Source organism: Lysinibacillus sp. FSL L8-0312 (assembly GCF_038003285.1).
GTDB classification, from domain to species: domain Bacteria; phylum Bacillota; class Bacilli; order Bacillales_A; family Planococcaceae; genus Lysinibacillus; species Lysinibacillus fusiformis_D.
In genome coordinates this window covers 3794988-3816636 of record NZ_JBBOOV010000001.1, presented here as the reverse complement: position 1 = coordinate 3816636, position 21649 = coordinate 3794988, and the positions used below count along the sequence as shown (strand labels likewise).

The window sequence follows — 21649 nt, the reverse complement described above, 5'->3', positions numbered from 1 at the left end:
ACCTCCTATGGTAATGTCATTTTCGTATCTAATAAATGAGCTATCTGATTCTACATACAGATAGCTCACATGTTTTCACAGTTATTGTTGCTGAGCCTTCGTAAAATCAACTATTTTGTCAGCTAATTCTTCAGCTTGGTGTAAGCCAGAAAGCGGATCAGAAGCAAAATAATATTCAGATGGAAGCTCTAATACTTGATTATTTTTAACGACATCTAAATTTGTCCACGTTGCTGGCAACTGGCCATCTTTGTTAAAGAAATTAATCATGAAGTTATAGTCACCTACATAATCACCTACTACTTCATAGGAAATCTCATAACGTCCATTACTTGCTTCCTTTGTATCAAAAATCTCCTGCACCTTTTCTTGAGGTTTCATGCCCAAAATTTGATAGAGTGCTCTACCGCCTGATACACTTGATTGCCCTACAATCGTTGCATTTTTTTCAAACATTTCATAAATAGTAAATGTGGATCCTTCTGGAATCACATCCATGATTTTTTCCTTAGCTTTTGCTATACGGTCTTCAAATTCTTTTGTAAATTTTTCAGCCTCTGCTTGTCTTCCTAAGTAATTTCCCATTGCCTCAATCTCCTCCATTGCTGATTGATGAGCATCTTCAGCGAAGACAATTGTCGGGGCAATTTTTTCATATTTCGCTACATCTTCCACATTCCAAGTAATAATCAGGTCTGGCTTTAACTCTAAAACTTTTTCTAATGATACCTTGCCATCTGTACCAATATTCGTAATTTCCCCATCCTTATAGTGTTGCTTTAAGAAAGCTGCATAATCAAGGTTAGCCGTTACGCCTCCAACTGGTACAACATCTAACGCTAAAATTTGCCCAAGATACCAATCGGTTACGACTCTCTCTGCCTTCACTGGAATTTCAACTTCGCGTCCACTATCATCTGTTACGGTTCTAGTCACTGCCGTATCAGACAAAGTTTGTTCGTCAACCTTAGATTGGCTCGTATCTTCATTACATGCTGCCAGTAAAACAATCAGGCTTAGTAAAAAAGGTAGCTTTATATGCTGAATCATCTTTCTCATCATGATTTCATTTTCTCCATTCTCAAATCGTTTTGCTTGCGCGAGCTGATTATTATTGTATTGAAAATGATTCTCATTTGTAATGGCAATTTCGGACATACTAGCTGTATATTTCAGCCTAAAGCTACTTGGAGCCATATTTGTTGCTTTTTTAAAAGCACGACTAAAATAATATTCATCTTCAAAACCAAGAGAAATGGCAATTTCTTTAATGCCATATTGATTGGTTAATAAATACTGCTTAGCTTGCTCTATTCTCAATTGCTGTAAATAAATTTGTGGACCTATTTCATAACGCGCTTTAAAGATGCGTAATAAATGCCGTGTACTAATCTGAAGCATATCTGCTAATGTCTGTATAGATAGTGGTTGATGAATGTGTTGCTTAATAAACAATCGTGCAGCTTCTGCCTTATCCATCTCATGTGGTTTACCTTGCCCTTCCGCTAATTCTCGAAAGACATGATAGACAAGCTCATAGAAGGAGGCCCTTACAGATAAATGCTCCTGAATGGAACCAGATTGCCATTTACTGTACATATCTTGAAGGATACTGTGAATGACGATCGGATTAGCGGGTACACATGAAAAATGTGTTTGAAATGGTTGATAATGCATGTGCAAATGTTGCATAAAAGCATCTTTGTACATGACATCCCCCTTATAGCTAATGAGAAAGTAGCTCACACTCTGTTGTGCTGTAATCTGAAGGCATTGAGATTTTCCTATATGAAAAATACTGAAGCGCTGCACGTGATAGGGTTGATCATCAATGACAACCTGTGCACCACCTCCTGTGACAATAAGAAACGAGCTATATGTTAAAACCTTTGACACATGAACATCTGATTTATTTATGTAATCGATTTGCTTCAACTGGATAAATGCATTTTGCCAAAGAAGCATATAAGCGTCATAATTCATCTTCGTCTCCTTCAATAAACATACTTTATAGCCTCATTATATTGATAATGATTATCAATTTCAATATACATTTATAAAATAAAACATATACAAAAATACCTGCCAAGCGCGAACTTGGCAGGTATTAAACAAACAATTGTTTTTAAAGCCTCTTTTTATTCAAAGGATCATCCAGACGCCAAATTTTAACGTCTAATATGAATGAGGGTCCTTCGTTGCAGAACAAGACAACAATACTAGAAGGTTGCTTCTTTTTGATAAAATAACTTGTCCATGTGTTAGTGCCATATGGATACGTATTTGTGAACTGTCTTCTCTTCAATAATTTTCTTTGAAGCTATTAATTTCTTATATTAAAAAACTTAAATAGTCCCCTATTGTTGAGTCAATAATAAAAGAGAAGATAATTGAAGTTAAGATAGCTGTTACAACTAGATAAAAAATAAAACTATAGAAATTATCAATAATTTTAGATGTATTACTCAATAATTTAACCATAACAAAAATAGGTATGATCCCGATAGCTAACACAAATCCAATATATAACATAATCATGGAATATGTATAAGATTTCAACAAGCCAAATAAAATACTTAAAATCGTAACTGCAATAGGAAGAGCGTAGTAACTTCCTATTTTACTAATCACATTTGTAAAACTGAGGTTTTCAGAAAATAATTTTGAAGTTAAGAATATGGCTAATACGTTTATCGCCATTAGTAAAATTAGAAATAATGACACATATAGAATCACTTGAATTATAGAAGGTCCATAACTTTCGAAAAGCCCAAACGTTCGTGAAGTGAAACTTTTTATTAATAAAAATACAGATAAAGCCGTAATTAAAACATAGATAATCATACTAGTAAGATTATTTTTCCAAGCTATTTCTACATTAAAACCTGCAGATGGTTTTTTTAATTGTTCTAGAAAATGATTAAAGTATAATTTAGATTGTTTTTTTAATAATTCAATTTGATCACTACTGTGCGAAGTTTCCTGAACAGCCTGTCCGGCTTGTGGCTGCGGCTGATTTTGATAATCCGTCATATTATTTATTGTTGCTGCTTGTTCAAGAGCAGCGCTTTCTAGTGGAGTCCCGCATTTCCCACAGAATTTTCCATCCTCCTGCGAATGTCCACATGTTAAACAATTTTTCATCTACACATACCTCACTATAATTTTGTCTTTTTCGTATCTAAATCCACAATTTCATCAATAAAGTATTTTCCATTTTCAAATGAGAAAATATATTTCTTTTTACGTTCATAGTTAATAGAACCTTCTTTATCTGAAGAATAATTAAAAGTTTCATATGACTGTAACTCAAATTGTTTATCTGATAATGTATTAAATGATATTATTTCATTTAACAAAAATTCATAGTTATAGCCAGGAATATTATCATGATCCGTTACAAATTTCGCATAATCTTTTTTTATTTTACTTCCTTCTCTGAAATAATCACCTATGTAATCAAAATTTGTGTATCGAATAGCAGAGGAATAGTCTGAGCGGAAATTTTTATAAATATCCCTTATGATATCTTCATGTTCTGCTAATTTTTGTTCCGTTCGAATATGTTCAAATGGTAAATAAATAGTATCACTATCTAGTGGCAATACATCTGACTTTACCGTTTTACCATCCTTATCTTGACTTTGTGCATAAACTTCTATTTTACTATTTAGTTTCGCAGGATAAAGCTCTCTTAATTCACTTACTTTTTTTTCAGTCGATTTTCCATTTACATATAAAATCGCATCCTCTAAATCGGAGTCTACAGATACTGTTTGGAAACCCCAGTCTACATCAATTTGTGCAATATTGTCTGCTTGTGCTTCAAGCATTAGTTTTCCTTCGTCTGCTAAAGGTATATAACCACCTTCATAACTATAAGACCAAGCATACTCTCCTGGAATATAGTGACCAAATCCTACATTTTCCTCATCACTCTTACTGACAATTTCCTTATCCCCAAACTGTAAAGTCATATTTTTAAAAGGTGCATAAATAAACACTTCAGTCGGAATAATGATGAATTCAACCCTGTCATACAACCCAAATAAAATAGGTTTACTATGTACAGAAATAAATTCACCCCCATTGTATATAATATCTGGATTTTCATTATTCATAATACGTTCTACTTCATATGTAAGTTGATTTCTCAAATTTGTCCAACCGTACTCTTTAACAATCGCATAAAAATTTTGAGCATCTGCTACAGTGCCCTCTTTAACTTCAAACTCTTGAAAGAAAGCATCTTTATCTTGATTATTATACGCATCATTCATCGCACTAATCTGCTTAGTTGGCTCATAAATGCTACTTAAAACGAAATGTGTAATAGCAAGAACTAATAGTAGGACACTTGAGATAGAAAATATCCATTTCTGTTTTTTAGTCATTTTTTTACGATGCTTCTTTTGAGCACTTAGTTTTGGTTCAATTTTCATAGATGTTTTATCTTGTACATCGCTAAGACTATTACCACAATTTGTACAATACAATACTTCTTCACTATTTTTTTCACCACAACTTATGCAAAATCTCATTAAAAATCACCATTCCTTATGTATAATAACATAATTATACAATACATTTATGGTAAATTGTAGTTTTTTAATTCAAATTTCATAGTTTCTATTTTGATACATTTAGTTTCTAGCTCCCTTTATCAGTAAAATAGTATTAGGAAAATGATTATACAATCATACAATATTTTCCTTTTTTATTACAAAAAATCACCATCAACTAATTTTAGTTAATGGTGATTCTTTTCTGAAGATTATAATCAGCAATATGAAGAGCTAACTAAATTTTAAGTTAAAGTAGCCCCTTACCTTTTGTGGCTTTTTTCATATCTTCGTTCAATTTCTCAAAAAATTCTTCATTTGATTTTGTCGTGCGCAGCTTTTTCAGGAAGCGCTCTGCAAAATCAGGCGCATCTGAAAATGTTTTACGGATCGCCCATAGTTTTTCAAGCTGTTCTGGCTCAAGAAGAAGCTCTTCTTTACGTGTACCTGAGCGGCGAATATCAAGCGCAGGGAAAATACGGCGCTCCGCCAACTGACGGTCTAGATGAAGCTCTAAGTTACCTGTACCTTTAAATTCTTCATAGATGACTTCATCCATACGAGAGCCTGTATCGACTAAAGCTGTTGCTAAAATTGTTAAGCTACCGCCTTCTTCAATATTACGAGCTGAACCAAAGAAACGTTTTGGTCTATGGAAAGCAGCAGGATCAATACCACCTGAAAGTGTACGTCCACTTGGCGGAATGACTAAGTTAAAAGCACGTGCTAAACGCGTGATAGAGTCCATTAAAATGATAACATCACGCTTATGTTCAACTAAACGGCGTGCACGTTCTAATACAATTTCTGCCACTTTCACGTGATTCTCTGGTACTTCATCAAATGTTGAGCTGACAACATCTGCATTTACAGAACGTTCAATATCTGTCACTTCCTCAGGACGTTCATCAATCAGCAAGACAATTAATTCAGCTTCTGGATGATTGGTTGTAATAGCGTTTGCAATTTCTTTTAATAAAGATGTTTTCCCTGCCTTTGGTGGTGCAACGATTAAACCACGCTGACCAAAACCTACAGGGGCCACTAAATCCATTATACGTGTTGATAAATTGCGCTGTGTTGTTTCAAGCTTAATTTGTCGATCAGGATATAAAGGTGTTAATGCAGGGAAATGCACACGTTCCTTTGCTACTTCAGGATCTTCGCCATTGACAGCATCTACTTGTAAAAGGCCGTAATAGCGTTCATTTTCCTTCGGTGGTCGCACCTTCCCAGACACCTTGTCCCCATTACGTAGGTCAAAGCGACGGATTTGAGATGCAGAAATATAAATATCTTCTTTACTTGGTGAGTAGTTTATTGGTCGTAGGAAGCCAAAGCCCTCTTGCGAAACAATTTCTAATACGCCTTCCATAAAGAAATAGCCCTCTTGCTCTGAACGCGTTTTCAAAATAGCAAATATTAATTCTTTTTTCGTTAGCTTGCTATAATATGAAATTTTATATTGGCGTGCGAGGGCGTAAAGCTCTTTTAACGTCATGTTTTCTAATTGAGCGATTGTCAATGTAGACATATGCACAACTCCAGTCTTTTTCAAAATATAATACAATTATTGGGGTTATCATTGAAGTTTTCGATAGGCTCTGTTAATGCTTATATGGTAGCCTGAGTTTAATAATAACTACTGATACACTTTCTACCATACAACTAAACATTGCCTTAAAATATGGGATGGTTAATTTAAGAAGAAGGTACCTAGCACAATAGATGTACTAGGTATATTTTAGAAGAAAATATCATTAATATCTAGGTTTTTTCTCAAGAGCGTGACGGCCTTCTACAAAGCGAACCGTACCGGATTTAGCTCGCATAACTACTGAGTGTGTTAGAGCATAAGCACCTTTATATTGAACACCCTTTAATAGCTCGCAATCTGTTACAGCAGTTGCTGCAAAAATAGCATCATCGCCTTTTACTAGGTCATCTAAATAAAGCACTTTCTCAACATCTACACCCATTTTTGTGCAGCGTTCTAATTGCTCTTCATCCTCTGGTACTAGTTTTGCTTGGAAGTCCCCACCGAGGCATTTTAAGGCCACTGCCGAAATAACACCCTCTGGAGCGCCACCTGTTCCAAACATAATATCAATACCCGTTTCATCAAAAGCGGTGTTGATTGCTGCGCCAACATCGCCATCTTGGATAAACTTAATACGTGCGCCAGCTTCACGAATTTCATCAACAATTGCTTGATGGCGAGGTCGATCTAAAAGAGTAGCAACTACATCAGAAATATCTTTATTTTTAGCCTTTGCTACTTGTAATAAGTTATAAGTGACAGAAGCATTTATATCCACTTTACCAGCCGCTTCTGGCCCTACAGCAATTTTCTCCATGTACATGTCTGGTGCATTTAACAAATTGCCTTTATCTGCGATAGCAAGTACTGTCATGGCACCGTTCGTACCTTTTGCCACAATATTTGTACCTTCTAAAGGATCCACTGCGATATCTACTTTTGGACCACCATTTCGTAAACCAAGTTCTTCACCAATATAAAGCATTGGTGCTTCATCCATTTCACCTTCACCAATTACTACTGTAGCATGCATTGGAATTGTATCGAACATTTTGCGCATCGCTGTTGTTGCTGCATCATCTGCTTCAATTTTCAAACCGCGTCCCATCCATTTCCCGGATGCGATTGCTGCTGCTTCTGTTACTCGTACTACTTCCATCGATAAACTACGTTCCATTGTTGCTTTGCCTCCCGTTATCGGCATCTTTTTATGCCAAAACATTCAAATTACCTCTATTGTAACATAATTGGCTGAAAACTTTTAGCTCTCATTATTCCTTTGTCTCAGCTACACGTGCCATGATTGTTTCACGTCGAATATCAGCGCCTAAATCACGTAATTTCTCAATAAGTGAGCTATAGCCACGTTCGATATGATATATATCCTGAACCTCTGTTTCGCCTTCAGCTAAGAGACCAGCTAAAACTAAAGCTGCACCCGCGCGAAGATCTGTAGCTGTTACCGTTGAGCCATGTAATTTACTCGGCCCTTTAATAATAGCTGTATTTCCTTCTACACGAGCATCTGCATTCATACGACGAAGCTCATCAATATGTTTAAATCGAGCTGTATAAATAGTATCTGTTACTTTAGAAGAACCGAATGCCTGTGACATTAACACCGCAAGTGGCTGCTGAATGTCCGTTGGGAATCCAGGGTATACCAGCGTTTTAACATCCACTGCCTGTAATGTCGAGAGATCTGTTTTTGGTACATAAATACTTTCTTCACCAATTTCGATTTTCACACCCATTTCACGAAGCTTTGCGATAATCGCTTCTAAATGCAGTGGAATAACGTTATCAATGGTAATACCATCACCAACTGCTGCAGCCATTATCAAAAATGTAGATGCTTCAATGCGATCTGGTATAATCGTATGCTCGGTACCATGTAGCTCTTCTACACCTTCAATACGGATGACACTTGTACCTGCACCTTTAATATTGGCCCCCATATTCGTCAGAAGTGTCGCTACATCGATGATTTCAGGCTCCTTTGCGGCATTTTCAATGACAGTCCGTCCCTTTGCAAGCACTGCTGCTAACATAATATTAATCGTTGCCCCAACACTTGCTACATCTAAATAAATTTTTGCCCCAATCAATTCATCTGCACGTAAATAGATGGCTCCATGTTCATTGGTAATTTTAGCTCCCAATGCCTCAAAGCCTTTTATATGTTGGTCAATTGGTCGTGGTCCTAAAAAGCAGCCTCCAGGTAACCCTATGACTGCCTTCTTAAAACGTCCAAGCATAGCACCCATTAAATAATAAGAAGCGCGTAACTTTTTCACGTTGCCATTTGGTAAAGGCAATGCAATCATATCTGTAGGATCAATTGTCATTGTGCCATCCTCAAATGAAACTTCTCCACCAATTTCCTCTAATAAAGCCTTTAACGTCCAAGCATCTGAAATTTCGGGTATCCCCCCAATAGTCACTGGAGAGTTCGCCAAAATTGATGCAGGAATTAAGGCGACTGCACTATTTTTTGCACCACTAACTTTAATTGTACCTCGTAGACGATTTTCGCCAGTAATTTTATAAACATCCATTTTGCGTTCTCCCTCATGATTGGAAAGTAGTATTTTTTGCAATTGGCTCACTTTATAATCTTATTATTCGCCTTTTCTCGTATTCCAATCCGTTAAAAATCCTTCAATTCCTTTTTCCGTTAATGGATGGTTGAAAAGTTGCTTTAATACTTTAAACGGTGTAGTTGAAATATGTGCGCCAGCTAAAGCTGCTGCTGTAACATGCTGAGGATGACGAACAGAAGCAGCAATAATTTGCGTATCGATATTATGAATGGTAAAAATATCTGCTATTGTTTCAATTAGCTCGACACCATTTTGACCAATGTCATCTAAACGGCCGATAAATGGTGATACGTATGTAGCACCTGCACGCGCAGCCATTAATGCTTGGTTCGCACTAAAGATTAATGTCACGTTTGTTTTAATACCTTTGTTTGCAAAGAAACGACATGCCTCTAATCCAGCTGGTGTCATTGGTAACTTTACTGTTATGTTTGGAGCAATCGCAGCTAATTCCAAACCTTCTTTAATCATACCTTCCGCATCAAGTGCAATAACTTCTCCGCTTACAGAGCCATCAACAAGCTCAGCTATTTCACGAAGACGATCATGGAAAGAAACATTCTCTTCTTTAGCCACTAATGATGGGTTTGTTGTAACCCCTGATAAAATACCCCATGCATGTGCCTCTTTAATCTCTTCAAAGTTTGCTGTATCAATGAAAAATTTCATTTTTATTTCCTCCTGATCATTTTTCTTATATTATTAAATATTTTCCAAAATTTTATTATTTCAAAAACAAGAGAAGGTCGATTGAAAGCATCAACACTTCTCTTAGTATGTGTATTTAACTATGCTTTTGTAACATATTAAATGCAAAAATTATGCTTTTTGTGCACTACCAAATTCACGAATTTTACCAATAACCGTTGCCTTAATGGCTTCACGTGCTGGACCAAGGAATTTACGTGGATCGTAAACAACTTTGTCGTTGTCTAGAATTTCACGGATTACTTTTGTTGCTTCAATTTGATTTTCAGTATTGACGTTGATTTTAGCTGTACCTAATGAAATGGAACGTTGAATATCCTTTGTTGGGATACCAGTACCACCATGTAAGACAAGTGGAAGATCCGCTAATTTAGAGATTTCTTCCATTTCTTTAAAGCCTAAGTTTGGCTCTCCTTTGTAAGGACCATGTACAGAGCCAAGTGCTGGTGCTAAGCAATCGATGTCTGTCAGTTCAACCATTTTGCGGCATTCTTCTGGATTAGCATAAATAATACCACCGATTACGCCATCTTCATCTCCACCAACTGTTCCTAATTCTGCTTCCACAGAAACGCCTTTAGCATGTGCGTATTCTACTACTTCTGAAGTAATTTTTACATTTTCCTCAAATGAGTGATGTGATGCATCAATCATCACTGAAGTAAAGCCTGCATCAATTGCCTCTTTACATTTTGCAAAGCTAGAACCATGGTCAAGATGAATCGCTACAGGAACTGTAATACCGTAAGATTCCATTAAACCTTTTACCATATGAACAACGGAAATAAATCCGCCCATATATTTACCTGCACCTTCAGAAACACCAAGAATCACTGGAGATTTTTCTTCTTCAGCTGCTTGTAAAATTGCTTGAGTCCATTCAAGGTTATTAATGTTGAATTGACCAACCGCATAACCTTCTGCTTTTGCTTTAATTAACATCTCTTTCATAGATACTAATGCCATACTAAAAATCCTCCTCATAGGACTATTCTTTACATAAACATGCCCCTCAATCATAGCAAAAATAATAGCCCCTGAAAAGCAGGGGCTATTATTTTCTACACGAAAGCGGAGGGCAACGTAGCGGCAGTGTCGCCAAAGTGTAGTGCAACGTAACGGCGGCGCTTGAACCTGAAAAGCAGGGGCTATTATTTTCTACACGATAGCGCAGTGTAACGTAGCGACAATGTCTGCCGTTGTGGAGGGCAACGCAACAGAGGCTTGCACCTGAAATGCAGGGGCTATTATTTTCTACACGATAGCGCAGTGTAACGTAGCGACAATGTCTGCCGTTGTGGAGGGCAACGCAACAGAGGCTTGCACCTGAAATGCAGGGGCTATTATTTTCTACACGATAGCGCAGTGTAACGTAGCGACAGTGTCTGCCGTTGTGGAGGGCAACGCAACAGAGGCTTGCACCTGAAATGCAGAGGCTCTTATTTTCTACACGAAAGCGCAGTGTAACGTAGCGGCAGTGTCTGCCGTAGTGGAGGGCAACTCAACGAAGGCTTGCACCTGAAATGCAGGGGCTCTTATTTTCTACACGACAGCATAGTGCAACACACTGAAATTGAAGGCAATGCCCTGTCGCTCCTTTCAAAATAAACATAAAAAACAGACCGTGTGTCCACTGTCTGTTTTTTACACCTGTAAAGCCTTATTTACTTCATCTCGCACTTCAAAAATATCAAATGGTTTTGTAAAGTAACGAATAGCTCCTAATTCTAAAGCTTCTTGCACTACATCCAATTCGCCATATGCTGTCATCATAAATACAGGTAACTTCGGAAATTTTTCTTTTAAGCGTTTCAAGATTTCAATACCATCCATTCCTGGAATCTTCATATCCAGTAAAACACAATCCATCTGTTGCTCATCTGCATATTTTAATGCCTCTGAACCATTAGCCGCTAAATATGTAAGATAACCTTCCTTTTTCAACACTTCATTTAAAAGTAAACGAATTCCCTGCTGATCATCGACAATTAGTAATCGTTTCACATTTCATTCCGCCCTTTTTTAGTTTTATTCTTACACAAAAACTTTCTTTATTATGTATAATTCTCCTTTTTCAGCTTAATACCTTCTAGTATTATAAATTATCTGCTTTTGCTTTCTACCTTTTCCGCCCCTATAATATGGTTAGAGGTGGGAACATGTCAAAAATTCTAACAACACAATTAAGTGGATTATTACAAAGAATAACACAAAATGAAGAGGAGGCTATTGAGGAAACAGCAAGACTCCTTGCACAAGCAGCCATTGGAGAAGGTCATGTGTATTTCGCTTGCTTTGGTGAAATGCAAGTTATTGAATCCAATGCATCTCAAGCAGTTGAACCATTTAGCAAATTAGCTCCTTGGACTTCGAGTACAAGCTTAACTGAAGCTGATCGTGTTTGCATTTTTACACGCAGTGCGCACGATGAGGAGGCACTGGCTTTAGCTCAAGACTTAAATAAACGGTTTATTCCTTTCGCTGCTGTTGCGAGTGAAGTAGCGAATACGGAAAATCCTCTTGCAGATTTGGCCTATACGTATGTTTCTACACGCGTTAAAGGTGGTTTATTGCCTAATGATTTAGGGCAAAGAATCGTTGTACCACATGCAATTGCTGGACTTTTTGTATATGAAGCAGTGAAAATTGCTTATGATGAAATGCTTGGTATTGATGAAGAAGAACTATAAACATTCATTTAAAAAGAGTTGTCTCATTAATAGAGAGACAACTCTTTTTGATTATTTAAATGTTGCTCCGATAAAATCACGGAACAATGGTTGTGGACGATTTGGACGTGAAACTAGCTCTGGGTGGAATTGACATGCTACAAAGAAGTTGTTACCTGGTAGCTCAATAATTTCAACCAATTTGCCATCAGGGCTTGTACCTGAGAAGACAAGACCTGCTGCTTCCATTGCCTCACGATATTCATTGTTAAACTCATAGCGGTGACGGTGACGCTCATAAACAAGCTCTTTACCGTATGCATTGCTTGCCTTTGAACCATCTTTCAATTTACATGGGTATAATCCTAAACGTAATGTACCGCCAATATCTACACTATCATTTTGATCTGGTAAGAAGTCGATAATTGGGTACTCTGTATTTGCATCAAGCTCTGTAGAATGTGCACCTTTTAAACCAAGAACATTACGAGCAAATTCTATTGTTGCTAATTGCATACCTAAGCAAATACCAAGGAACGGTACATCATTTTCACGCGCATATTGTGTCGCTAAAATTTTCCCTTCAACACCACGATCACCAAAACCGCCTGGTACTAAAATGGCATCTGCACCTTTTAATAGTGAAGCAACGTTATCTGCATTGACATGTTCTGCATTAATCCAGTCAATTTCAATATCAGAGTTAAATGCGTAGCCCGCATGCTTTAATGCCTCAACTACTGAAATGTAAGCATCTTGTAATTCCACATATTTCCCTACTAATGCTACTTTTCTTTTATTTGGTAAGTTCTTCACTTTGTCTACCAGCTCGCGCCATTCTTCCATATCTGCCTCTGGTGCTTCAATGCCAAAATGATCAAGAACGATATCATCAATATCTTGTGCATGCAGGTTTAATGGCACTTCATATAAATGCTCTGCATCACGAGATTCAATAATTTCATGTGGTTGCACATCACAGAATAATGCTAATTTCTCTTTCATATCTTGTGGTACTTCTTGTTCTGTACGTACGACGATAATATTTGGCTGGATACCTAAAGAGCGTAATTCTTTAACAGAATGCTGAGTAGGCTTTGTTTTCAATTCACCAGCTGCTTTAATATAAGGTATAAGTGTACAGTGAATATACATCACATTGTCATGACCTAAATTTGTTTTCATTTGGCGAATCGCTTCAAGGAATGGCAATGATTCAATATCCCCTACTGTCCCACCAACCTCTGTAATAACAACGTCTGCATTAGTTTCACGACCAGCACGTTGGATACGGTCTTTAATTTCGTTTGTAATATGAGGAATTACTTGTACTGTTCCACCATTATAATCACCACGACGTTCTTTCTGTAATACAGATTGGTAAACGCGACCTGAAGTTACTGTAGAATGTTTCCCTAGGTTAATGTCAATGAAACGTTCATAATGTCCTAAGTCTAAATCAGCCTCAGCACCATCATCTGTTACAAAAACCTCACCATGTTGATAAGGGCTCATTGTACCTGGGTCAATATTGATATATGGGTCAAACTTTTGAATCGTAACTTCTAAACCACGGTTCTTTAATAAACGACCTAGAGATGCTGCAACAATCCCTTTTCCAAGTGATGATACAACCCCACCTGTTACAAAAATATACTTCGTCATGAATAAATTCCTCCTTATGATGTTCTAAAATTACTAGCTCGCTTAGGGGGGAACAGAATCCTTTATATTCTAATACCCTAAAAAAAGAAAAGCCGAGAATGTCTACAAAAAATGTAGTCGATTCGAAGCTGTAATCGGTTCTATCTCTTTTCCACTTTCCTTTAAACCTTAAAACTCTAACATTTATCCAGTCACCGTTTACTATACATCATGAATAAATCCAAACTTTTATATTCATTTCTGGATGAATGTATGGGAGAACTGAATATAGTTAAAAACAAAAAAACGCTCCTCCTGCATAGGTTTGCAGGGGGAGCGTATTATATACACGGTCTTTCTCCTTCTTTTAAGGAGCCCAAGTAAAAGATTAAACGGAACCGTGATAGAAGTCAAGATTTTTTACTCCATGCCTAATAGAAAGAAAATTCTAAGAGTACTGTATTAGTTTTCTTCCTCTTCTTCGTCGAACTCTTCTTCCTCTTCATCAATAAAGTCTTCATCAATTTCTTCATCAATATCTTCGATTTCTTCATCGTCAAAATCGATTTCTTCTTTTTCTTCGTCCTCTTCTTCAATATCTTCTTCATCAACAAACTCTTCGAAGTCTTCGTCAAAGTCGATATCTTCTTCTTCTAAATCTACATCCTCATCAAGATCTTCATCATCAAAGGCAGCTTTAGATTTTTTCTTTTGAGTCTTAACAGAAGGTGCTGTTTCTTCTTCAATTTGCTCTACTTTAAACCATTCACGTAGGCCCCATCCTGCTTCTTGATTATATAAGAAGCGGCCATCAATATTAATATCTGTATAAAATTGTAACAGACGGGATTTCATTTCTGCATCACTATAGCCCACAAGCTCTTGAATTAATTTTAGTAAATCATTAAAAGACACTGAGGCACGTTTTTCATTTAAAATTGCATAAGCTAAGTTAATTAACGATTCTTCCGTTAATTGTTCCTTTGTCATTTCACGAAAATTCAATTCGTGCACTTCCTTTCCCTCATCACAATGGACGTTTTAAAATTACATGGTGCTTTATTTTCCAAGCGCAGCAAAAAAGGCCACGCAAAAGGTACTTTCTATACATAAGCATAATACCCATTATATACAAAGTTTTAGCCCCTTTGCTAGCTTCAATTACTGTTTTTTATATTACGCATTTTTTTTATTCCAAGATAAAACAAATAAACAGATAATAGTAGTAAAGGAATAGCGCCAATTTGCTTATTATACAGGAAAATGGCTACCAATACTAAAGCTAATATAATTATGTAGTGAATAAATGATTTCATCCCTACTGCGCCTCCCCTTTTTTTACATTTCTATTATAACGAAAATAAAAAGAAGTGCCTAATCTTAAGACTAGACACTAGAAACTAGAGAAGCTTGTTACATAAATTAGAAAAAAAGCAGTTTTGAATGTCTACAATTACATATTTCGACGATATTGTCCGCCAACTTCATATAAAGCTTTTGTAATTTGTCCTAAGCTTGCTACTTTTACTGATTCCATAAGCTCAGCAAAAATATTACCATTGTTAACAGCAACTTCTTGTAAATGTGCGATTGCAGCTTCACTTTCTTCTTCATGCGTCTTCCAGAATGCTTGTAAATTGCGAATTTGCGTTTCCTTCTCTTCTGTGGATGCACGAGCAATTTCCATATTATCGATAGCAGCGTCTGAAGGTGGATTTGGATTCAGGTACGTATTGACACCAATGATTGGTAGCTCCCCTGAATGCTTTAACATTTCATAGTACATGGACTCCTCTTGAATTTTACCTCGTTGATATTGCGTTTCCATTGCACCTAAAACACCACCACGATCATTAATACGATCAAATTCCTCAAGGACCGCTTCTTCTACAAGATCTGTCAATTCTTCTATAACAAATGCACCTTGCAGAGGATTTTCGTTTTTTGCCAAGCCATGCTCTTTCGTAATAATCATTTGGATAGCCATGGCACGACGTACAGATTCCTCTGTAGGTGTTGTAATAGCTTCATCATAGGCATTTGTATGCAATGAGTTACAGTTATCTTGTAATGCCATCAATGCTTGTAATGTTGTACGAATATCATTAAAATCAATCTCTTGCGCATGTAGACTACGACCAGATGTTTGAATATGATATTTTAGCTTTTGCGCACGTTCATTGGCACCATATTTATCACGCATTACAATGGCCCAAATACGACGAGCAACACGTCCAATTACTGTATACTCTGGATCAAGTCCATTCGAGAAGAAGAACGATAGATTTGGTGCAAAGTCGTTAATATTCATGCCACGACTTAAATAATACTCTACATACGTAAAGCCATTTGCTAAGGTGAAAGCTAATTGGGAAATAGGATTTGCCCCAGCTTCTGCAATATGGTAACCCGAAATAGAAACGGAATAGTAGTTACGCACCTTATGATCAATAAAGTATTGCTGAATATCACCCATCATACGTAAAGCAAACTCTGTCGAGAAAATACATGTGTTCTGTCCTTGATCTTCTTTTAAAATATCAGCTTGTACTGTACCACGTACAACCTGCAATGTGTTTTCACGTGTCTCGGTAAACTCTTCTACTGTCAAAGTCCGTCCTAGCTCTTGTTCGCGCAATTTAACTTGTTGATCGATCGCCGTATTCATGAACATCGCTAAAATAATAGGCGCTGGACCATTAATGGTCATAGATACAGATGTAGACGGTGCACATAAATCAAAGCCTGCATAAAGCTTTTTCATATCCTCTAATGTACAGATCGATACACCCGATTCCCCGACCTTACCATAAATATCTGGACGGTAATCTGGATCTTCCCCATAGAGAGTTACAGAATCAAAGGCTGTAGATAAACGTTTCGCATCGTCATCCTTCGATAAATAGTGGAAGCGTTTATTTGTACGTTCAGGTGTTCCTTCACCAGCAAATTGACGCTTCGGATCTTCTCCCTCACGTTTGAATTGGAAAACACCTGCTGTATAAGGAAACTCACCAGGAACATTCTCTTTGTACACCCAGCGTAATATTTCACCGTAGTCCTCAAATTTCGGCAATGCTACTTTAGGAATTTTTGTGCCAGAAAGACTTGTTGTTTTTAAAATAGTGCGAATTTCTTTGTCTCGAACCTTCGTCACAAACTCATCACCAGCATAAGCTTCTTTTAAAGTTTGCCAATTATCCAATATACGCTTGGATTCTGCTGATAATTCATCTCTGACACCTTGTGCTAAAGAAGAAAGCGATGCTATAAGTGCATCCTCTGGTGCTTTTTCCTTAACTGCCGTAATAGCACCTTCTAATTGGAACAGACGGCGAGCAAATCCCACCTGCTGTTCTGATTTTTTATGATAGCCACGAACCGTGTCAGTAATTTCACGTAAATAATAACGACGATCGTTTGGAATAATGACATCTTGCTTTTGCGTCTTAGCAAATTGCTCATAGCTAGTTTCCCAATTGTAGCCTGTTTTTTCGTTAATAATATGAACTAAAGCTGCGAATAATGCATTGGTCCCTTTGTCATTAAACTGGCTAGCAATTGTTCCATAAACAGGCATACTATCAAGTGATTCTTCCCATAGCTCACGAGATCGTTGGTATTGTTTTTGTACTTGACGTAGCGCATCCTCCGAGCCTTTACGCTCAAACTTATTGATTGCAATGACATCTGCAAAATCAATCATATCAATTTTCTCAAGCTGTGTAGGTGCACCAAATTCACTTGTCATAACATACATGGAAAGATCTGTATACCTTGTGATTTCGGCATCACCTTGACCAATACCACTTGTTTCGACGATGATTAAATCATAGCCCGCTACACGTACTACATCTATTACATCACCAATAGATGCAGATAATTCAGTGCGAGAGCCTCGTGTTGCTAAACTACGCATATAAACGCGGTTATTGAAGATGGCGTTCATGCGAATTCTATCTCCAAGTAATGCTCCACCTGTTTTTTGCTTTGTTGGATCGACCGAAAGAATGGCTACACGTTTATCTGGGAATTCTTTCAGGAAACGGCGAATCAGCTCATCCGTTAATGAAGATTTCCCTGCGCCACCTGTTCCTGTAATCCCCATGACAGGTGTACCTTTTGAACGCTTTCGTGCCTCAATTAACATCTCTTTCGTAGCTTCATCCTTATTTGACTCAGCTGCTGTAATTAGATTGGCTAAAATTTCAGGCGTTTCTGTCGTTAAAGCCTCTAATTTATCTAAATAGTTGCCTGTTGCAGTTGGAAAGTCCGTTCCTTTAATTTGCTCATTAATCATCCCTTGTAGCCCTAAAACACGGCCATCCTCTGGTGAGAAAATGCCTGCAATGCCATACGTATGAAGCTCTTTAATTTCACGAGGTAAAATAACCCCACCACCACCGCCATAAATTTTAATATGTGGTGCCCCTTTTTCACGCAGCAAATCATACATATATTTAAAGTATTCCATATGCCCGCCTTGATAAGAAGAAACTGCAATACCTTGTGCATCTTCTTGAATCGCGGCATTCACGACTTCTTCGACAGAACGGTTATGCCCTAAATGGATTACTTCTACACCGCTCGATTGTAATATGCGTCGCATTATATTGACTGAAGCATCATGTCCATCAAAAAGACTTGATGCTGTCACAAAACGTACGTGATTTTTTGGACGATATACTTCTACCTTTGTCATATGAAATCCCCACTCTCTCCCCTTAATGAATTGAAAAAAGCCGACAATTGCAATGTCGATGTATGCAATTGCCGACAAACCCCTTACGAAATATTAGAACCCCTTTATGCCTGAAATGAACAAGGTGATTTGCATGTCGATGAACTCATCAATTGAATGTTGACGATGTAATGCCCATTTGCGGAACGCCCAACTTTGTCCTGAGACAACTAAGTTATTGGCTGCTAAATGAATTTGCTTGTCTGTCATTGTTAGTTCCCCAGACTGCACACAGCGCTGTAGCAAGCGTTCAAAAGTGGCAACCATTTCAAACTCTTTACTAAAGACATAGCGTTGTGCTTCTTTTGACAATGATTTTGTTTCTTGATACATGATTGTTAGCTCATCAACCATGCTATCAATTTGCACGAAATATTCTCGAATCATTTCTTTTAACTCATCAATTGTTCCAGCTTTAATCTCGTAACTTGAAAGTCGCTCCATTGCATGATGATAGATACTATCACAAACAAGATAAAGAACGTCTTCTTTAGTACGAATGTACTCGTATAAAGTACCAATACTAAAGCCTGCAGCTTTTGCGATTTCTCTCGTCGTGGCACGATGAAAGCCTTTTTCTTTAAATAGCTTAATAGCTCCTTGAATCATTTGTTCACGACGAATGGCGATTAAATTTTCATCTTTTACAGTTGACTGTACTTGGGGCCTTTTATCTTTTTCTGTCATCAATTATTTCGTTAGCATACGCGAGATTACAAGACGTTGAATCTCCTGCGTACCTTCGTAAATTTGAGTAATTTTCGCATCACGCATAAAGCGCTCTACTGGATAATCCTTTGTATAACCATAGCCACCAAATACTTGAACCGCCTCTGTCGTTACACTCATTGCTGTATCGCCAGCCATTAATTTCGCCATTGCAGAAGCCTTACCATATGGTAGGTTATTAGACTCTAACCAAGCCGCTTGGTATGTAAGAAGTCGAGAAGCTTCAATTTGAGTTGCCATGTCTGCTAATTTAAAAGATACACCTTGGTTAGCAGAGATTGGTTTACCAAATTGCACACGTTCTTTGGCATAGTCAACTGCTGCATCCAGCGCTCCTTGTGCAATTCCTACAGCTTGAGCAGCAATACCATTACGTCCACCATCTAGTGTCGTCATAGCAATTTTAAAACCTTCCCCTTCAGCTCCTAGCAGGTTTTCTTTTGGAACACGGCAGTTGTCGAAAATGATTTCGGTTGTAGGAGATGAACGAATTCCTAATTTCTTTTCTTTCTTCCCTACAGAGAAACCTTTAAATCCAGCTTCCACGATAAATGCTGATGTACCGTGTTTAGCTTCTGGATCTGTTACTGCAAACACAATATATGTATCTGCCACTCCGCCGTTTGTAATAAAGATTTTTGAGCCATTTAAAATATAATCATCGCCATCACGTTTAGCATATGTTTTCATGCCACCCGCATCAGAACCTGAACCTGGTTCTGTTAAACCATACGCACCAATATGTTTTCCTTCTGCCATTGGACGAAGGTATTTTTGTTTTTGTTCTTCTGTACCGAACTTGTACAGTGGCCATCCTGCCAGTGAAGTATGTGCTGATAATGTTACCCCAGTGGAGGCACAGACACGTGATAATTCTTCAACAGCAATGACATATGCAAGGTAGTCAAACCCAGCTCCACCGTATTCTTCTGGCCACGGAATACCAGTTAACCCAAGCTCCGCCATTTTATCGAAAATTGCACGGTCAAATTCTTCATTCTCGTCACGTTCAGCAGCTGTTGGTGCCACTTCATTTATAGCAAAATCACGAATCATTTCACGTAATTGTTCATGCTCTTCTGTTAACTGAAAGTTCATTGTCCATTTCCCCTTTTTAATTAGACTCTGTTCTATGTTACCTGTGTGTTGTTCTGGGTTCAGCGATTGTCAATCATATTGGAGCATTGGAGCGAGTTTCCATTCTTGATGAGGTCTTTACTCCACTTTAATAAGTCATCCCTAAGAGAATAGCCTATTATCAGGCTTTATTTCAGTAAATGTTTACTAATAACTAGTTTTTGAATTTCACTTGTACCTTCATAGATTTCTGTGACCTTTGCATCACGGAAATATCGCTCTACTGGATAGTCCTCTGTGTAGCCGTAGCCGCCAAAAACTTGAACCGCTTCTATTGACGTTTGTACAGCTGTTCGTGATGCGAAAAGTTTGGCCATTGAAGCTTCTGCTCCACACGGTAAACCTTTTGCACGTAAATCTGCTGCACGATACACTAATAGTTTTGCCGATTCAACAGCTGTTGCCATATCAGCGAGTGTAAAGCCAACTCCTTGTTGAGCAGCAATCGGTTTACCAAATTGCACACGCTCTTTTGCATAAGTAGTAGCCGCCTCTAGTGCTGCTTCAGCAATCCCCAATGCCTGTGCTGCAATACCGATTCGCCCTACATCTAAATTCGCCATCGCAATTTTGAAGCCTTCTCCCTCTTCCCCTAAAAGGTTGTCGGTTGGGATGCGGCAATTATCGAATGTCAGTTGAACAGTGCGTGAGCCATGTAAACCCATCTTTTGTTCATCTTTACCAATGATTAAACCTGGTGTTCCTTTTTCAACAATAAAAGCTGAAATACCTCGTGTTTTTTCAGCAGGGTTGGTTGAGGCGAATACGATATATACATCAGCCTCTCCGCCATTTGTAATAAAAACTTTAGAGCCGTTAATCACATATTCATCGCCATCTCGTACTGCCTTTGATTGTAGAGACCCTGCGTCAGAGCCTGCACCTGGCTCTGTTAAACAAAATGCGCCTAAATATTCCCCGGCTGCAAGCTTTGGTACATAACGCTTCTTTTGTTCCTCATTTCCAAAGTAAATGATTGGATTTGTTCCAACCGAAGTATGCACTGATAAAATAACCCCCATTACAGCGCTTACTTTTGACAATTCATTAATCGCAATAATATACGATGTAAAATCCATACCAGAGCCACCTAAGTCTTCTGGTGTCGTAATCCCCATTAAGCCAAGTTCACCCATTTGTTGTAGAAGCTCACGTGGAAATTCTCCTGCTTCCATCCGCCCTACCCATGGTTGAATTTTTTCCTGAGCAAATTGACGAACCATATCGCGCATCATCATTTGCTCATCTGTAAATTGCAATTGCATCTATAATGTCACCCCTCTAAGTTGTCCCGCAACATCTACATAACCCCATCC

At 37.8% G+C, this 21649-nt stretch carries 16 protein-coding genes; 1 reads left to right on the top strand and 15 read right to left on the bottom strand.

What is annotated here, in order from left to right; all coding sequences use genetic code 11:
• Positions 1-81: 81 nt before the first annotated feature.
• The 9 genes from MHI22_RS19180 to MHI22_RS19140 form a co-directional block, all read right to left on the bottom strand.
• A complete protein-coding gene (locus MHI22_RS19180) occupies positions 82-1983 on the bottom strand; it encodes an AraC family transcriptional regulator (RefSeq protein ID WP_036123691.1) in 1902 nt (633 codons plus the stop codon).
• 348 nt (positions 1984-2331) lie between these two features.
• Positions 2332-3144: a hypothetical protein gene (locus MHI22_RS19175; RefSeq protein WP_330493597.1), complete on the bottom strand. Its 813-nt coding sequence runs from the start codon at positions 3142-3144 to the stop codon at positions 2332-2334.
• Positions 3145-3158: 14 nt separating this feature from the next.
• On the bottom strand, positions 3159-4541 hold the full coding sequence (locus tag MHI22_RS19170) for a TcaA 3rd/4th domain-containing protein (RefSeq protein ID WP_036121417.1): 1383 nt from the start codon (positions 4539-4541) through the stop codon (positions 3159-3161).
• Positions 4542-4812: 271 nt separating this feature from the next.
• Entirely contained in the window at positions 4813-6096 is a 1284-nt protein-coding gene (rho, locus tag MHI22_RS19165; RefSeq protein ID WP_036121419.1) for a transcription termination factor Rho, read from the bottom strand.
• 226 nt (positions 6097-6322) lie between these two features.
• On the bottom strand, positions 6323-7279 hold the full coding sequence (glpX, locus tag MHI22_RS19160) for a class II fructose-bisphosphatase (RefSeq protein WP_036121428.1): 957 nt from the start codon (positions 7277-7279) through the stop codon (positions 6323-6325).
• Between the two features lie 94 nt (positions 7280-7373).
• The gene (locus tag MHI22_RS19155; protein ID WP_036121421.1) at positions 7374-8660 is read right to left on the bottom strand and encodes a UDP-N-acetylglucosamine 1-carboxyvinyltransferase; all 1287 of its coding nucleotides are present in this window, start codon (positions 8658-8660) and stop codon (positions 7374-7376) included.
• A gap of 63 nt (positions 8661-8723) precedes the next feature.
• A complete protein-coding gene (gene fsa / locus MHI22_RS19150; RefSeq protein WP_036121423.1) occupies positions 8724-9374 on the bottom strand; it encodes a fructose-6-phosphate aldolase in 651 nt (216 codons plus the stop codon).
• Between the two features lie 150 nt (positions 9375-9524).
• The gene (locus MHI22_RS19145) at positions 9525-10379 is read right to left on the bottom strand and encodes a class II fructose-bisphosphate aldolase (protein ID WP_036121426.1); all 855 of its coding nucleotides are present in this window, start codon (positions 10377-10379) and stop codon (positions 9525-9527) included.
• A gap of 678 nt (positions 10380-11057) precedes the next feature.
• Positions 11058-11417, bottom strand: coding sequence for a response regulator (locus MHI22_RS19140; protein WP_036121440.1), 360 nt, complete (start codon positions 11415-11417; stop codon positions 11058-11060).
• Positions 11418-11572: 155 nt separating this feature from the next.
• Between MHI22_RS19140 and MHI22_RS19135 the strand changes: the two genes are divergently transcribed.
• Positions 11573-12103 (top strand): DUF2529 family protein, encoded by a 531-nt coding sequence (locus MHI22_RS19135; RefSeq protein WP_036121442.1) that lies wholly within the window; start codon positions 11573-11575, stop codon positions 12101-12103.
• Between the two features lie 51 nt (positions 12104-12154).
• Here MHI22_RS19135 and MHI22_RS19130 read toward each other — a convergent pair whose 3' ends face one another.
• The 6 genes from MHI22_RS19130 to MHI22_RS19105 all read right to left on the bottom strand — a co-directional run bounded on the left by MHI22_RS19130 (position 12155) and on the right by MHI22_RS19105 (position 21598).
• Positions 12155-13747, bottom strand: a complete 1593-nt coding sequence (locus MHI22_RS19130) for a CTP synthase (RefSeq protein WP_036121444.1) — start codon at positions 13745-13747, stop codon at positions 12155-12157.
• 441 nt (positions 13748-14188) lie between these two features.
• The gene (rpoE, locus tag MHI22_RS19125) at positions 14189-14731 is read right to left on the bottom strand and encodes a DNA-directed RNA polymerase subunit delta (protein ID WP_058844289.1); all 543 of its coding nucleotides are present in this window, start codon (positions 14729-14731) and stop codon (positions 14189-14191) included.
• Between the two features lie 448 nt (positions 14732-15179).
• The gene (gene icmF, locus MHI22_RS19120) at positions 15180-18428 is read right to left on the bottom strand and encodes a fused isobutyryl-CoA mutase/GTPase IcmF (protein ID WP_340812727.1); all 3249 of its coding nucleotides are present in this window, start codon (positions 18426-18428) and stop codon (positions 15180-15182) included.
• Between the two features lie 93 nt (positions 18429-18521).
• Positions 18522-19154: a TetR/AcrR family transcriptional regulator gene (locus MHI22_RS19115; protein ID WP_036121448.1), complete on the bottom strand. Its 633-nt coding sequence runs from the start codon at positions 19152-19154 to the stop codon at positions 18522-18524.
• Between the two features lie 3 nt (positions 19155-19157).
• Positions 19158-20294 carry an acyl-CoA dehydrogenase gene (locus MHI22_RS19110; protein ID WP_036121450.1) on the bottom strand — a complete coding sequence of 379 codons (1137 nt, stop codon included), beginning with the start codon at positions 20292-20294 and terminating at the stop codon, positions 19158-19160.
• Positions 20295-20461: 167 nt separating this feature from the next.
• Entirely contained in the window at positions 20462-21598 is a 1137-nt protein-coding gene (locus MHI22_RS19105) for an acyl-CoA dehydrogenase (RefSeq protein WP_340812543.1), read from the bottom strand.
• Positions 21599-21649 lie beyond the last annotated feature (51 nt).

Bases quoted from the DNA above. Each gene is read 5' to 3' on its own strand.
- MHI22_RS19180 (WP_036123691.1), bottom strand. From the start codon at position 1,983: ATGAATTATGACGCTTATATGCTTCTTTGGCAAAATGCATTTATCCAG.
- MHI22_RS19175 (WP_330493597.1), bottom strand. From the start codon at position 3,144: ATGAAAAATTGTTTAACATGTGGACATTCGCAGGAGGATGGAAAATTC.
- MHI22_RS19170 (WP_036121417.1), bottom strand. From the start codon at position 4,541: ATGAGATTTTGCATAAGTTGTGGTGAAAAAAATAGTGAAGAAGTATTG.
- rho (WP_036121419.1), bottom strand. From the start codon at position 6,096: ATGTCTACATTGACAATCGCTCAATTAGAAAACATGACGTTAAAAGAG.
- glpX (WP_036121428.1), bottom strand. From the start codon at position 7,279: ATGGAACGTAGTTTATCGATGGAAGTAGTACGAGTAACAGAAGCAGCA.
- MHI22_RS19155 (WP_036121421.1), bottom strand. From the start codon at position 8,660: ATGGATGTTTATAAAATTACTGGCGAAAATCGTCTACGAGGTACAATT.
- fsa (WP_036121423.1), bottom strand. From the start codon at position 9,374: ATGAAATTTTTCATTGATACAGCAAACTTTGAAGAGATTAAAGAGGCA.
- MHI22_RS19145 (WP_036121426.1), bottom strand. From the start codon at position 10,379: ATGGCATTAGTATCTATGAAAGAGATGTTAATTAAAGCAAAAGCAGAA.
- MHI22_RS19135 (WP_036121442.1), top strand. From the start codon at position 11,573: ATGTCAAAAATTCTAACAACACAATTAAGTGGATTATTACAAAGAATA.
- MHI22_RS19130 (WP_036121444.1), bottom strand. From the start codon at position 13,747: ATGACGAAGTATATTTTTGTAACAGGTGGGGTTGTATCATCACTTGGA.
- icmF (WP_340812727.1), bottom strand. From the start codon at position 18,428: ATGACAAAGGTAGAAGTATATCGTCCAAAAAATCACGTACGTTTTGTG.
- MHI22_RS19115 (WP_036121448.1), bottom strand. From the start codon at position 19,154: ATGACAGAAAAAGATAAAAGGCCCCAAGTACAGTCAACTGTAAAAGAT.
- MHI22_RS19110 (WP_036121450.1), bottom strand. From the start codon at position 20,294: ATGAACTTTCAGTTAACAGAAGAGCATGAACAATTACGTGAAATGATT.
- MHI22_RS19105 (WP_340812543.1), bottom strand. From the start codon at position 21,598: ATGCAATTGCAATTTACAGATGAGCAAATGATGATGCGCGATATGGTT.